Consider the following 14,268-nt stretch of genomic DNA (forward strand, 5'->3'; position numbering starts at 1 on the left):
TTCCTATTAAACAAGTTCCAGAGGATCCAAATCATATTCAATATAACATTTGGAATCTGCTTTAAATTTGGTTTTGGTTTCGCGTAAAAGATTGCGAAGTGTGGTGATGGATTTTGATTTTAAGAGAATATGGTATCTAAAGTTATTATCAATCTTATAAAAAGGACATTGGCTTGGTCCAAGAAGTGTGATGGATGCATCCATATTTTCCTTTAAAAGTTCAGAATAAACAACAGATTGTTTGTTTGCAATTTCTTCATACTTTGACCGAAAAACAAGCCTCGCCAAACGAGAAAAAGGTGGATAGAACAAATCCCTTCTAAAAACAAGTTCCCATTCAAAAAAAGCAAGATAATTTTGTTCCATGGCCATCTTGAGAACAGGATGTTCGGGATCATTGGATTGGATGAGCACCTCCCCTTTTTTCTCACCCCGTCCTGCCCTTCCCGCAACTTGCGAAATGAGAGAATAAGTTCTTTCGCTACTGCGAAAATCAGGAACACCCAAACCATGGTTAGCATTTAAAATTCCAACAAGAGTGACATTCGCATAATCAAGTCCCTTTGCAATCATTTGGGTTCCAGTAAGGATGTCTAAATTCCCTTCCCCTAACTTTTCAAGTACGTCACGAGTGACTTCTTTATTTTTGGAACTGTCTTGGTCTAATCGTTCGATCCTTGCTTTCGGAAAATGAGAAAGTAAATACTCTTCCAATTTTTGAGTCCCAGCTCCAAACAAATCCAAATCATCTCCGTGAATTTGTTTTAAATTTTGTAAGGTAGATTTATACCCACAAAGATGGCACCGAACCGTTTTGTCAGAATGGTAACAAAGCGTTGCCGTACATTTCGGACAATGGATGAATTCTTTTGTGGCAGTAGAATAAATAAATGGGTTATAACCCCTACGATTGAGAAGAATGATCGTTTGTTCTTCTTTTTTCAACCGATCTGCCACTTTAAATTGTAAGTCCCCCGAAAGAAGTTCACTATCTTCTTTTTTCTCTGTAATTTCCACAGTAGGCAAAGTGGCATGAGGATTGGCTCTTTCCTTTAGTTCGGAATATCCAATTTGACCCGCTTTTGCTAAATAATAAATTTCAAGGCTTGGAGTTGCAGAACCTAACAACAACTTGCCGTTGTTTTTTAAGATTCTTTGTAAGGCAACTTGCCGAGCATGGTATCTCGGAGAGCCATGTTCTTTGTAAGAACCATCATGTTCTTCATCTAAAATGATTAAACTTATGTCAGACAAAGGTGCAAATACAGCGGAACGAGTCCCAATACAAATTCGTTTTTTTCCTTCTTTTAAATCCAAATAGTTTTGGAACTTTTCTGAAGTTCTTAAATGCGAATGTAGTACCGCCACTTGGCCAGGAAAAATTCTTTCAATCCTTGTGATGGTGGGATAGGTCAGTGAAATTTCAGGGACAAGAAAAATCACGGATCCTTTGGGTTTACGTAATATCTCTGCCATCAGATGCAGATACACTTCCGTTTTCCCACTTCCCGTAATTCCGTATAACAAATGAGTGTTGAAATTTCCGTTCGCATTAATTTCATCCAAGGCTTTTTTCTGCGAACCATTTAACGGATGTAATAGATCCGATTGAATTTGAACGGGAGTCGATTTTTCCTGTTTTCGTTTTTTCCCTTTGGGAACCATTAAAAACAAGGCTTCCCCAAGTGAGGATAAGTAGGTATCCGCCATCCAGTGTGCTAGTTCCAATTGTTCTTCGGTAAGAACCGGTTCTAAATCAATTTGTTTTAAAATGGAAAGCGTTTCATAGTTCGGTTCATTCGAGTGAATCTCGATTACCACCCCTTCCCATTCTTTTCCATTTAAAGGAACAAGGACGCGGACTCCCCTTGGCAAACTTTTTATTTCTTGTGGAATTTCGTAAGTGAGAGTTCGACTTTCCCAAGATAGATTGAGGGCCACTTCCGCAAATTGGATCATATTAGAGGTAGGGTTTTAAAAGGGATAAATGGGAAATAAAACTCTCTTCCAGTTCCTGTTTTTCCTTTCCATATTGAAAGAGATTGGTTTCGGAATCGGATTTTTTGGCTTTTTCTCCAAGAAACACCAGAGCTTCAGGAGATCTAGTAGTGACAATAGGAATGGAAAGTCCCGACAGATCCCACTGAGTTTGTTTGCCAAGAAACTCCTTTGCTTTATCGGCACCAAACAATAACTTAGCGGATGATCCTAAAATTACGATCATTTTAATACCATATTCCTCAACAGTTTCCTTTACATGGAATTTACAGTTTTCTACACGAGTGGCCCAATCCAATTCTTTGGAATCCATATGTGAGAATGTACAAGCTGGGTATTCTTGGTAAAAAAATTCTTCAAATGAAAAACCAAAAACCTTTTGTATGATTTCACCCCAACTTGTTTCCGTTAGTTTATCTTTAAAAATTTGATTCGGTTTGGTTTTGGTAAATGGTTTTTCCTTTGGGTTTGTAGCTCCCGTATAGTGTAAAACTAGAACCGGTTTCCTTCCTTTATGCAAAAATTGACGAACCCCACTTAGTTTTCCCTGGCATAAAGTACAAGAAAAATTGACTAAATCTTTATTTTTTCTTTGGTTTTCTTTTTGTTGTTTTTTCTGGATTTCTAATGATTCAGGAACTTTTGACTTCCAAGGAAATCCATGATCATTAGGATCTTTTTCTTCTTGAAATCTATAAACAGAAACAGACTTGTTTTGAATTAAAAACTTTGCTTCTGTTAGAATGTCATGAAACCGTCCTAATATCGTTTTTTGATCCATACTAACCTTCGTTCAATTGTTCCATAGAAATATTCAAAGACCTTAGTTTTCTATATAAATGTGTACGTTCGATCCCCAACGCTTTAGAGGTTCGTGTCACGTTGCCTTCGCAAATCTGTAAAGTTTTGATGATGTATTGGCGTTCAAACTCTTCTTTAGCATGTTTCAAATCCCCACGAGCGACCATTTCATTGGCTTTTTTGAATCCATGTAAGGCTTCCTTTACATCCTTGGCTCGGATGGTATCTCCTGGAACTAGAATACTGAGGCGTTCCAAAATATTTCCGAGTTCCCTAACATTCCCTGGCCAAAAATGAGTGGTGAGTGCATCCAAACCTTCCCGATCAATTGTTTTGGGTGTAAGGTTGTTCTCAGCAATGGATTTTTTTAAATAATATTCAGCGAGTAAAGGAATGTCTTGGTTTCTTTCCCGAAGTGGAGGGAGCTCCAGGGGAATGACACTCAACGCATAATATAAATCTTCCCGAAACCGACCTTCCCTGATGGCTTCGTCCACATTGGAATTAGTTGCCGCAATCACTCGAACATCAACCGGTATATTTTCTTTCCCATTTACCCTGTCTAATTTTTGCTCGAGAATGGCTTTTAATACTTTGGATTGTAAACCGGGACTTAAATCACAGACTTCATCTAAAAATAAGGTTCCATTATGGGCCGCTTCCCATTTCCCAATTTTAGTTTCATGAGCTTCATTGTTTCCAAAGTTTTCTAGCCCAAATAACTCTTGTTCTAAGATATCTTCCGGATATTCAGCACAATTAAACTCAATGTATGGTTCTTTTTTTCTTTTTGAATTTTGATGGATAGCCCTTGCCGTTAATTCTTTACCTGTTCCATTTTCACCGAATAAAAACACCCGAGCATTGGTCTGTGCCGCTTGAAAAATTGCAAACTTAAGTCTTTTAATGGAAGAAGACTCACCCAAAATTTCATCTACCTCTAATTGAAATTCAGGAATTTCTGTATCCTTAGATTTTTCTAGAGAGGATTCGATGGTTTGAATGACTTTCTCTATTGAAAGTGGTTTTTCTAAAAAGTCAACAGCTCCTTTTTTTGTAGCATTGACCGCAAGTTCAATCGTACCGTGCCCCGAAATCATCACAATCGGCAAACCTGGGTAAAGTTTTTTACATTCCCCCAATATAGTCAGTCCGTCTTCTTTACCAACCCAAACGTCCAATAAAACAAGAGACGGTCTCTCTTTTGAGAGAGCTTTGAGTAGTGCCTTTCCGTTTGCAAAATCTTCTACAGAATAATCTTCATCCTCTAAAATCACTCGTAGAGATTTTCGAATTTCTGTTTCATCATCTAAAATATAGATTAACTTTTGCATTAATGATTATCCAAAGGAAGTTCAATTCTAAATTTGCAACCACCTAACTTCGAATTCTCCACAGAAATATGTCCGTGGTGATCGATGATAGTTTTCTGAACTATCGCTAGTCCAATTCCTGATCCATGTTTTTCCTTAGTTGAAAAATATGGTTCAAATACTTTTTCTTTCCATTCTTCTTTCAAACCAGGGCCAGAATCATCAATTTCGATAACAATGGATTTACGTAATGCCTTCTTCTGCAATTTGGACATAATTCGAATTTTTTTCCGTTTGAGACTCAAAATATCGAGTTCTTCTTTGGGATTTTCAGCAGTTAAAATGGCTTCCACAGCATTTTTAATTAAATTATTAACAACACCCAAAAACAAACGTTTGTCCAAAAAAACTTCAGGTAAACCTTCAGCTAACTTCAATTCAAATTCAATATCAGTTGTGTCTTTAAAAAGGGCAACTGCCTCTTCCAAAATTGGATTCAATTTTTGATTGATAAGAACCGGTACCGGCATTCGAGCAAATTCACTAAACTCTTTTACCAAATGTTCCAGAACGCGAACCTGTCCGATAATCGTTTCTGTAGCATCAAAAATAACAGATTCCAAATTCTCCGATTTAGGATTTTGAAATTTACGTTGGATTCTCTGAGCAGACAACTGAATGGGTGTTAGGGGATTTTTAATTTCGTGTGCCATACGCTGTGCAACTTCTTTCCAGGCAGCAATTCTTTGTGTATGCATCAGTTCTTCTGACTTAGCGTCCAAATCACTCACCATTTGATTGAAACTATCAATCAGTATCCCCATCTCCCCCTCTTCTGTTTTTTCCAATCGAATATCAGATTCACCAAGAGAAACTTTCTTAGTTGCATTTGCTAAATTAATGATTGGTCTTGAAATTCTACGAGCAAATAAAAAGGAAAACAAAATAGCAATGAGAAACATAGCAAAGGAAAATGAGGCTATGGTTATCCTTACGCTAAAAGGAATTTTTTCTTTCCATAAACTGACTTTCTCATACGTAGAAGTAGCGTTCACAATATTTTGAACATCTGCTTCCATTCCCTGATGTATTCTTTGTCCCACATAAACTTCGGTGTTTTTCTCTAAAAAAAATTTACAAAGGATGTACGACCGATCATTAAGATATAATCTTCCCAGAAAAATACCTGGATGGTGTGATTCTAAAAAATCGATTCGTTCTATTGTATGATAGAGTCCTCTAGATTCAAAACTTAGTTTTCCCGAGTCCACAAATCCTAAATAATATTCATTTTTTTCAAAAAGACCATTTTCAACGCCTTTTTGAAATACGGTATATCCGTCGGGTTTCAACCCATTTAACCTAGATCTTAAAATACTAACTTTTTCGATAAACTCTGATTCAATTTCTTTTTCTTCATTCTGTATAATTAGATTTGCTGATCTAAGAGCATTAGAAATATCCACTCGATAGAAACCTTCGATGAGTCTACCTGTAAGATTAGAAGAGAGAATAAAAATTGGCAAAGAAGGAACTAATGCGACAAACAAAAAAGCAAGCGTTAGTCGATAACGAATAGAACTACGAATTTTTCCTGTTTCGCGGTTACGCCGGTTGCGATATACATAACTTAAAATTAAAGAGAGGATAAAAAATGGAATGAGGATAAATACATAAGTGTCCAGTTTCGAAAAGAAAGAAATGTCTTCCTCTTGTCTAAAAAAGACAAGTTCGGAAAAGCCAATAGAGATACCTAATGTGAGAAAAAAGATAAAAATATCCCGCAAATAATATCTGTTTTCATCAGATAAACGAGGAAGGATTTTTAAAAATTTAAGTGGCATTGGCTTCAAAATTACGGCCAACCAAAGCTTCTAAAGCGAGAAGCGCCTCCTCCTCTCGTTTTCCATCGGCTTTGACGAAAAATATTGATCCTGGTCCAAGTGCTAACATCATAAGACCCATAATTGATTTTCCATTCACTTCGATGTCATCTTTGACAACAAAAATTTCACAAGGGAAACTTGCCGCTACCTTTACAAATAAGGAGGCAGGCCTTGCATGTAGTCCACTGCTGTCTTCTCTAATCTTTAATTGGATTTGTTTCAATGGAACTCTGCTGGATATAGGTATTTAGTTTATTCGAAAATTCTTTTGCGCTATTTTTTCCCATTTTACGTAATCTTTGGTTCATCGCAGCGGTTTCCACAATGATAGGAATATTCCTTCCTGGTTTGACAGGAATTTCAATATAGGGAACCGAAACTCCAAGAATTTCTTCCATACTTTGTTCAATTCCTGTTCTTTCATATTCACCGGAAGTTTGTTCTTCCCATTCTTTTAAATTGATAATGAGTTCGATCAGTTTATGGTCTCTCACTGACCCAACACCAAACAGATCTTTAATGTTTAAAATTCCGAGCCCACGAATTTCCATGTGATGACGGAGTAAGTCGGAACAAGATCCAATCAAATAACTTTCACTCAGGCGGCGAATCTCTACCATATCATCTGCAACAAGTCTATGACCTCTTTCAATGAGCTCTAGTGCTGTTTCACTTTTACCAACACCAGATCTCCCTGTAAGTAAAGTTCCTATTCCAAAAACTTCAATAAGAACCCCATGACGCATAGTTCTTGGAGCCAAAGCTCTATCTAAAATTTGGGAAATAAGAGTGATAAATCTATGTGTTGCAATTTCTGTTTTAAAAAGTGGAATTCCTTTTGATTTAGCTCTTTCTACAAAGGGAATTTGTGGTTCGTTCCCATGTGTATAGATGATACAATTCAAATGAAACTCAAAAAATTTATCAGTGATTTCGTGTAACTTTTCTTCGGAAAGAGAATTGAGATATGCCCATTCACCTTTACCTAAAATTTGAATGCGGTCATTGGCAAAAAAATCAAAAAAACCAGTAAGAGAAAGACCTGGACGATTGATCTCTGCATTGTTAATACGATTGGAAAGTCCGGCTTCACCGGTGACCAAAATCAATTGGAGATCTTCGTGATCTCTTAAAATTGTGTCTACTGTGATTCCAGGAACTGGCATTGGTTTACCCCTTTAGAGAACTAATCCGTTTCCTTTCGTTGGAAGGAAGGATTCTTAAAACCTTTCTATACTTTGCAACTGTCCGACGGGCAATTTCAATTCCTTTTTTCTCCATGAGTTCAACGATATCTTGGTCAGACAAAGGATTGTTTTCATCTTCGTCTTTTACCAAATTTCGAATCATTTCATGAATTTTTTTGGAACTTTCTTTTCCACCTTCTGCGGATTTTACCCCAGAAGAAAAAAACCACTTTAATTCAAAAATTCCCCAAGTGGTTTGAATGTATTTATTTGTAGTTATGCGAGAAATTGTAGATTCATGAAGATTTAATTTCTCTGCAACTTCTTTTAGGGTTAAAGGTTTGATAAACCCAATCCCTCCTCGAAAAAAATCTACCTGAAAATCAATGATACAACTCACCACACGTTGTAAGGTTTGTCTTCGTTGTTGGATGGAGCGAATGAGCCACTGTGCAGAGCTATATTTAGTTTGAAAATATTCCTTCTCTTTCGGGGGAAGTTTATGGTTTAAAAGTTCTCTATATTCTTCTTGGATCGAAAGTTTAGGTAACCACTCATCATTAATAAAAATATTAAACTCGTTCCCAACTTCTTTAACAACGACATCAGCTACGACATAATCAATTTTTCTTCCTTGGTAAGTTGTCGCAGGATAAGGTTCTAATTTTTTAATTAACCTTGCTAAACTTAAAATCTCCTCTTCAGTGATCTTAAGATTTTTGGCGATTTTTTTATAATCTACCTTTTCTAAATCCGACAAAAATTCGCCGATCAACTGATGTAAAAGTATATTGTCAGGAAAAAGGATTTTACCCTGAATCAGAAGGGTCTCTTGCATATCCTTGGCGCCAATCCCAATAGGATCCAACTCATTCACCACTTGCAAAACCCGTCTCAGTTTCGATTCTGGATATCCCATTTCTTTTGAAACGACAGACAAATCATCGGTAATAAATCCTTTATCGTCAATCATGCTGATAAGGACTTCCCCAATTTCGAACTCTAACTTAGTTAGTTTGATCAGTCTAAGTTGGTTTAATAGGTGTTCCTCTAAAGTTTCGCCACGAGTCGATGATTCTATATATTTTTGGTTTCTATCACTAGCTTCGGTATCGTAAGACCTTGGGCCTTCTAATGAATATGAATCTTGCCAATTAACATCTGTACTTTTTTCATGATTCAATTTCTCTAATCGTTTTACTTCGTCGATAGAGAACAGTTCCGGCATCTTTGTTTTTTCATCCACACCTACTTCATCTAAAAGTGGGTTTTCCAAAAGTTCGTTTTGGATTTTATCTGAAAGTTCTAAAGTAGATAAAGATAATAATTCGATGGACTGACGTAAGTCCTGGGTCATCACTAATTTCTGCGTTTGGCGTTGTGAAAGTGAAGCCCCGAGTTTCATTTATAGTTTAAAATCCTCACCAAGATAAATTCGCCTTGTTTCTGGATCGCTTACCAAATCATCTGCGGTTCCAGAAATAAGAATTCGACCGCTATACATAATATAGGCCCTATCAGTAATTTTTAATGTCTCTCTTACATTGTGGTCGGTAATCAAAATTCCAAGACCTCTATCCTTTAAGGATTGGATTACGTTCTGAATGTCCTTTACCGCAATGGGATCGACACCGGCGAACGGTTCATCCAAAAGGATAAAGTCGGGATTGGTAACAAGGGCTCTTGCAATTTCACAGCGCCGTCTCTCTCCCCCTGAAAGTGTATATCCTTTTTGGTTGGCAACACGCATGATCTGTAATTCCATTAAAAGGGCATCACGTCGCCGAATGATCTCGTCACCTGGAAGATTCATTGTTTCTAAAATGGCTTCTAAGTTCTCGGCAACGGTTAATTTACGAAAGATACTTGCTTCTTGGGCTAAATACCCAACTCCCATCCGAGCTCTAATGTGCATGGGGGCTTTAGTCATATCTTCATTATCGATAAACACATGACCTTCGTCAGGTGTCACAAATCCGACACTCATATAAAAACTAGTTGTTTTCCCAGCACCGTTGGGACCTAAAAGGCCAACAATTTCACCTTTTTGAATATAAAAACTAACACCATCAACAACCTTACGTTTGTTATAGATTTTAACTAAATTCTCCATCCGAAATGTTTTCACATTCGGATCGATTTCTCGTTTGACAGTTTGAGTCTCTGATTTACTTTTTTTCGCCATTCGGTATTACCTTAAGTCCATCTGTCAGATAGGCTCTGTCCGATTTAGGGAAAAGAATGATTTTCCCTGCTGATACTTTGGTGTTATCTTTTACAAGGGTCGGATTCCCTTCTAAAACCAATTCATCTCGCTTTTCATAATAAGTTGCAAATTCACCAGTTGCGTTGGCAGTCTGGGTTTCCACTTGAACATCACCCCGAGCGACAGTTTCGAAACGTTCATCAAATCGCTCCAAAAAAACTGCTGTGAGTTGTCCTCGTTCGTTCAATTCCTTTTTATCTAAAAAAACGATCCGGGGGTTTTCTGTCAGATAAGAATAACCTTTTTCTTTATCATAAGACAAAAGTCCACCCTCCATACGATACCCATTTTCGCGATCCAAATAACTTACGTTACCGGTTGCTTTAATATCTTTATTATTACGACGACTTTCCAAAAGATTTGCTTTAAATTCAGAAGTTTTTCTGTACATAAAAGCATCTCCATTCATGGAAGTAACGGTTTCCTTTCCTTTGTTTTGGTGAGTCAAAGTTTTTCCAGTAAACAAAGTCACCACACGTTCTTTGGTTGTAGTATCTTTTTCTTTGTCTTTTTTATTTTCGTAAGATACTTGGTAGATAGTAGCATCTCCATCCAACTGAATGCTACCTTCCTTCACAAAATAACTAAGTGTTTTACCAATTAAAAAACGATTTTCGGAAAATAAAAATGGTTCTCCTGCTAGATCAATCCGATCTTCTTTTTCTGAAAAAATAGCATCCTCGCCAAACACTTGAAATTCGTCGGAAGTGACAACAACCTTTCCAGCCAATGTTGTTTTTGCCTCTTCCAGATAACGAACAATGGATTGGCAATGAATCTTAACAACCTTACCATCCTTCTTTTGAACAAGTACCGGATTGTTTTCTAAACTTACAGTTCCGGCCATTTTATTATAAATTCCTTTAGCGGCAGTTAAAGTAACTCCATTTTGAAAGTCTTCCACGATGACTTGACCCTTCAAATTCCCAACAAGGGCATCTTCACCAATGATTTCAATTTCCCTGGCACTGAGTTTGATGGTTTTATGCATGATATATGCCCCTCCACCTAAAATATATACCTTCATCGGAATTCCATTGATGATACGTTCTTCTTGGGTTAAGCTACTTCCTCCCCAAAGTACAGGGATTTTATCATGTTTATCTTTTTTTTTCTCAGGAGAAAAAACGGAATTTTCTTTTTTCAAAAAATCTTCCGAGCCATATAACACAGGTATAGGCGATGGATTTGCACGAAGGATGGAAACAACAAATACAAAAAAAAGAATTTGTTTTTTCATGGTTTTTCCTTCAGCGGGTTACTTCCCCCCACAGTCACTGCTTTTGGCTGGATGATAGTGAATTTGTTCAAACTTTTATCGGCCCGAAGCCCTTTTCCTCGAATCGTGGTTCCATCCGAATATACAAGAACATCATCTTCTGAGGATAAGGTTTTTTCATCTAAATTGTATGTTAATGATTCCGATTCGATGTATTTGCCGTCGTTTGTTTTTAATCTAACTTTTCCGCTAAGAACCACTGTCTTTGTGGAATGGTTGATTTCCCCTCGATCTCCCGTCATAGCAGAAGTTACATTCCCTTTTTCCAGTTGTTTGAATTCAAAACCGTAAACAATAGTTTTGTTTTCTTTGGGAAATATATAAGATTCCGCACCTTTCAATTTCCACTCTAGTTCCCCAGATTCTTTATAAGATGAACGGGAAAAATTTCTCATGGAAACCATCGAACCTGATTCTTTTTCTGCTTCGATGCGAAGGTATTCCTTATCTTTGCAACTAACAATTGCTAAGAAAAAGAAAATACTAAGTAACCTTCGCATCATAAAAGGTATTTTTTAATCCTCTAAAAATTTGGTTTTTACCAAACGATCTAATTCCAAAAGTTGAGTTAACAAACCCCTTGCTTTTGCTAAAGGAAATTGAGTTGTCGCATCCGAAAGTGCCTTTTCAGGATCAGGATGAACTTCCATAAAAAGTCCCTCTACACCTACGGATACTGCGCCACGCACCATATGAGGAATGAATTCACGAACTCCACCAGTAATATTTCCGGCAGCTCCTGGAAGTTGTGCAGAATGAGTTGCGTCAAACACAATTGGAATTCCATGTTTGTGCATCATAGGAATGCCACGAAGATCAAAAACTAAATTTCCATAACCAAAACTAGCTCCGCGTTCCGTTACCATGTATTTTTCTGATCCCGATTCTTGGATTTTTGTTTTGATATGACGAGTGTCATCCGGTGCCATAAACTGACCCTTTTTTACATTCACCCATTTACCTGTTTCTGCTGCCTTCGCAATAAGGTCTGTTTGGCGGCTAAGGAAGGCAGGAATTTGAAATATGTCGACAGTGTCTTTTAAAGGATCTACTTGAATGGTTTCATGAATGTCTGTGAGTACAGGAACATTGTATTTATTTTTAATAAAATCGAGTAGTTTCCTTCCTTCCTCTAGACCTGGTCCACGATAAGAATTGATGGAAGAACGATTTGCTTTATCAAAGGAAGACTTAAAAATATAAACAATCCCTAAGTCATCACAAATGGCTTTCATCTCTCCACAGACCCGATCGAGTAAATCTTTGTTTTCCATCACACAAGGTCCGGAAATTAAAAAGAAGGGATTACGACCCCCGATTTTTTTACCGAAAAATTCTCTTTCTTCAATTAAATCGTACATCTTAATCCTCCGTTTTTTTAGCTAGTTTAGATGCGGCTTTAATAAATCCCGCAAAAAGTGGATGTGGGTCAGTGGGTTTAGATTGGAATTCCGGGTGGAATTGAACACCGACAAACCAAGGATGGTTCGGAACTTCGACTATTTCCGCTAAACTTCCGTCAGGTGAAAATCCAGAAAGATTCATACCTTTTTTTTCAAAATCATCTTTATAACGTAGTGTGAATTCAAACCTATGCCTATGTCTTTCTGAAATTCGTTCGGATTTGTATTCGGAATAAGCAAGGCTACCTTTTTTAACAACACAAGGGTAAGCTCCGAGCCGCATCGTTCCGCCCATACGTTCGATTTCTTTTTGTTCTTCGATCATAGAAATCACAGGATAATTGACGTTAGGTTTAAATTCAGTAGAATTTGCGTCTTTGAATCCAAGAACATTCCGTGCAAACTCAATCACCGCACACTGCATTCCAAGGCAAATTCCAAAAAATGGAATTTGTTTGGTTCTTGCATATTGGATGGCTGCAATTTTTCCTTCAATCCCCCGTTCTCCAAATCCACCAGGAACCAAAACTCCATGAACTCCTTTTAGGTGTTCTTTTACATTTTTGGCATCAATATCTTCTGGATTGATTTTGATTACATTGACTTCCACATCATTTGCGATCCCGCCATGAGCCAAAGATTCATAAACAGACCGATATGCATCTTGAAGAGAAATGTATTTTCCAATTAACGCTACTTTTACGGTCTTTTTCGTATTACGAATTTTTTTGACCATATTTTCCCACTGGGAAAAATTCAGTTTCCGAAGATCCATTCCCAATGCATTGAGAACTACTTCATCCAATTTATCTTCCCGATACATTAAAGGAATTTCGTAGATAGAAGTATCGATATCAACGGCAGAAATCACATTTTGTTCTTTTACGTTACAAAAAAGAGAAATTTTATTTTTCATCTCTTTGGACATAGGTTTATTGATTCGACAAATCAAAATGTCCGGTTGGATTCCGAGTGCCAGTAGTTCTTTTACGGAGTGTTGTGTTGGTTTGGTTTTTGCTTCCCCAGCAGCAGTAATGGTGGGAACAAGTGTTAGATGTAAAAACAGAACTTGGTTTCCGCCATGTTCGTACCGCATTTGGCGGATGGCTTCTAGGAAAGGAACTGACTCAATGTCTCCGACAGTCCCACCGATCTCTACAATGACAAAATCTGTTTCTTGATCACGAGTCAGGTTATAAATGCGATTCCGAATTTCATTGGTGATATGTGGTACAACCTGTACGGTTCTTCCTAAATAATCACCCTTTCTTTCTCTTTCAATGACTGCATGGTAAATTTGGCCAGTGGATACAGAATTCTTTCTAGAGAATTTTGATTTTGTAAAACGCTCATAGTATCCTAAATCAAGATCGGTCTCTGCTCCGTCTTCTGTAACATACACTTCCCCATGTTGGTACGGACTCATTGTACCTGGGTCAATGTTAATGTAGGGATCCATTTTTTGTAAAGAGACGGTATAACCTCTGGCTTCTAACAAACAACCTAGAGCCGCAACGGTGACCCCTTTTCCTAAAGAAGAGGAAACTCCACCGGTAATGAAAATATATCTAGTCTTGGACAAACTGGACCTCAAAAAAGAATGTTTTTTACAGACTGGCGGGATTTGGGTCCAAAATCAATACGTTTAGGAAGGAGATTTGGCTTTTTCTAAAATCTTCGTTGTGGATTTTCCTACAACAAAAGGTAAAATTTGAATATCCGCTCCCATCTCTTTTAAAATCTGGTATTCCGGCAGGGTTTCGACTTGGTAGTCCCCTCCCTTAGAATGAACGGATGGTTTCACTTTTTTTAAAATTTCAAGTGGAGTGTCTTCTGTAAATGGAGATACAAAATCAACCGAGGAAAGGCCCGCAAGCACAAGCATTCTGTCCTCACAACTATTGATGGGCCTAGATTCCCCTTTTAATCGCCTAACACTTGCATCCGAATTCACACCAATCCATAGTAAATCTCCTAAATCTCTAGCCTGGGCCAGATAAGTCACGTGACCTGGATGTAGGATATCAAAACACCCATTGGTAAAAACAATCCGTTTTCCTTCCAAAAGTTTTCTTTGTGTTTCGATTTGTTCTGCTGTAATGATTTTTGCATTTAGATGGGAGTAAAAACTCATA

Annotated in this window: 13 protein-coding genes; all 13 read right to left on the reverse strand. The window is 37.5% G+C overall.

The window, feature by feature from the left end; genetic code table 11:
• Positions 1 to 6: 6 nt before the first annotated feature.
• Positions 7 to 1,959: a replication restart helicase PriA gene (gene priA, locus EHQ49_RS14525; protein WP_135580374.1), complete on the reverse strand. Its 1,953-nt coding sequence runs from the start codon at positions 1,957 to 1,959 to the stop codon at positions 7 to 9.
• A gap of 1 nt (position 1,960) precedes the next feature.
• Complete coding sequence (locus EHQ49_RS14530; RefSeq protein ID WP_135580375.1) at positions 1,961 to 2,779, reverse strand: hypothetical protein; 819 nt, start codon at positions 2,777 to 2,779, stop codon at positions 1,961 to 1,963.
• Between the two features lies 1 nt (position 2,780).
• Entirely contained in the window at positions 2,781 to 4,133 is a 1,353-nt protein-coding gene (locus EHQ49_RS14535) for a sigma-54-dependent transcriptional regulator (RefSeq protein ID WP_135580376.1), read from the reverse strand.
• Entirely contained in the window at positions 4,133 to 5,956 is a 1,824-nt protein-coding gene (locus EHQ49_RS14540) for an LIC_11548 family sensor histidine kinase (protein WP_135580377.1), read from the reverse strand. The genes EHQ49_RS14535 and EHQ49_RS14540 overlap by 1 nt, the downstream gene beginning before the upstream one ends.
• Positions 5,946 to 6,221, reverse strand: coding sequence for an HPr family phosphocarrier protein (locus EHQ49_RS14545; RefSeq protein WP_167483012.1), 276 nt, complete (start codon positions 6,219 to 6,221; stop codon positions 5,946 to 5,948). The genes EHQ49_RS14540 and EHQ49_RS14545 overlap by 11 nt, the downstream gene beginning before the upstream one ends.
• The gene (gene hprK / locus EHQ49_RS14550; RefSeq protein ID WP_135580378.1) at positions 6,196 to 7,164 is read right to left on the reverse strand and encodes an HPr(Ser) kinase/phosphatase; all 969 of its coding nucleotides are present in this window, start codon (positions 7,162 to 7,164) and stop codon (positions 6,196 to 6,198) included. Before hprK ends, EHQ49_RS14545 begins: the two co-directional genes overlap by 26 nt.
• 4 nt (positions 7,165 to 7,168) lie before the next feature.
• The gene (rpoN, locus tag EHQ49_RS14555) at positions 7,169 to 8,590 is read right to left on the reverse strand and encodes an RNA polymerase factor sigma-54 (protein ID WP_135580379.1); all 1,422 of its coding nucleotides are present in this window, start codon (positions 8,588 to 8,590) and stop codon (positions 7,169 to 7,171) included.
• Complete coding sequence (lptB, locus tag EHQ49_RS14560) at positions 8,591 to 9,298, reverse strand: LPS export ABC transporter ATP-binding protein (RefSeq protein WP_135580756.1); 708 nt, start codon at positions 9,296 to 9,298, stop codon at positions 8,591 to 8,593.
• Positions 9,299 to 9,353: 55 nt separating this feature from the next.
• Complete coding sequence (locus tag EHQ49_RS14565; protein WP_135580380.1) at positions 9,354 to 10,691, reverse strand: LptA/OstA family protein; 1,338 nt, start codon at positions 10,689 to 10,691, stop codon at positions 9,354 to 9,356.
• Positions 10,688 to 11,233, reverse strand: a complete 546-nt coding sequence (gene lptC, locus EHQ49_RS14570) for an LPS export ABC transporter periplasmic protein LptC (RefSeq protein WP_135580381.1) — start codon at positions 11,231 to 11,233, stop codon at positions 10,688 to 10,690. Before lptC ends, EHQ49_RS14565 begins: the two co-directional genes overlap by 4 nt.
• A 12-nt stretch (positions 11,234 to 11,245) precedes the next feature.
• Positions 11,246 to 12,091 (reverse strand): 3-deoxy-8-phosphooctulonate synthase, encoded by an 846-nt coding sequence (gene kdsA / locus EHQ49_RS14575; RefSeq protein ID WP_135580382.1) that lies wholly within the window; start codon positions 12,089 to 12,091, stop codon positions 11,246 to 11,248.
• 1 nt (position 12,092) lies between these two features.
• The gene (locus EHQ49_RS14580) at positions 12,093 to 13,715 is read right to left on the reverse strand and encodes a CTP synthase (RefSeq protein ID WP_135580383.1); all 1,623 of its coding nucleotides are present in this window, start codon (positions 13,713 to 13,715) and stop codon (positions 12,093 to 12,095) included.
• A gap of 63 nt (positions 13,716 to 13,778) precedes the next feature.
• Positions 13,779 to 14,267 carry a D-glycero-beta-D-manno-heptose 1-phosphate adenylyltransferase gene (gene rfaE2 / locus EHQ49_RS14585; protein ID WP_135580384.1) on the reverse strand — a complete coding sequence of 163 codons (489 nt, stop codon included), beginning with the start codon at positions 14,265 to 14,267 and terminating at the stop codon, positions 13,779 to 13,781.
• Between the last annotated feature and the right edge of the window lies 1 nt (position 14,268).

The sequence above is a fragment of the Leptospira perdikensis genome (assembly GCF_004769575.1).
Taxonomy (GTDB): Bacteria; Spirochaetota; Leptospiria; order Leptospirales; family Leptospiraceae; genus Leptospira_A; species Leptospira_A perdikensis.

What these genes read in the sequence shown, in the direction of transcription:
- priA (WP_135580374.1), bottom strand. Translation starts at nt 1,959, where the DNA reads ATGATCCAATTTGCGGAAGTGGCCCTCAATCTATCTTGGGAAAGTCGA.
- EHQ49_RS14530 (WP_135580375.1), bottom strand. Translation starts at nt 2,779, where the DNA reads ATGGATCAAAAAACGATATTAGGACGGTTTCATGACATTCTAACAGAA.
- EHQ49_RS14535 (WP_135580376.1), bottom strand. Translation starts at nt 4,133, where the DNA reads ATGCAAAAGTTAATCTATATTTTAGATGATGAAACAGAAATTCGAAAA.
- EHQ49_RS14540 (WP_135580377.1), bottom strand. Translation starts at nt 5,956, where the DNA reads ATGCCACTTAAATTTTTAAAAATCCTTCCTCGTTTATCTGATGAAAAC.
- hprK (WP_135580378.1), bottom strand. Translation starts at nt 7,164, where the DNA reads ATGCCAGTTCCTGGAATCACAGTAGACACAATTTTAAGAGATCACGAA.
- rpoN (WP_135580379.1), bottom strand. Translation starts at nt 8,590, where the DNA reads ATGAAACTCGGGGCTTCACTTTCACAACGCCAAACGCAGAAATTAGTG.
- lptB (WP_135580756.1), bottom strand. Translation starts at nt 9,298, where the DNA reads ATGGAGAATTTAGTTAAAATCTATAACAAACGTAAGGTTGTTGATGGT.
- EHQ49_RS14565 (WP_135580380.1), bottom strand. Translation starts at nt 10,691, where the DNA reads ATGAAAAAACAAATTCTTTTTTTTGTATTTGTTGTTTCCATCCTTCGT.
- lptC (WP_135580381.1), bottom strand. Translation starts at nt 11,233, where the DNA reads ATGATGCGAAGGTTACTTAGTATTTTCTTTTTCTTAGCAATTGTTAGT.
- kdsA (WP_135580382.1), bottom strand. Translation starts at nt 12,091, where the DNA reads ATGTACGATTTAATTGAAGAAAGAGAATTTTTCGGTAAAAAAATCGGG.
- rfaE2 (WP_135580384.1), bottom strand. Translation starts at nt 14,267, where the DNA reads ATGAGTTTTTACTCCCATCTAAATGCAAAAATCATTACAGCAGAACAA.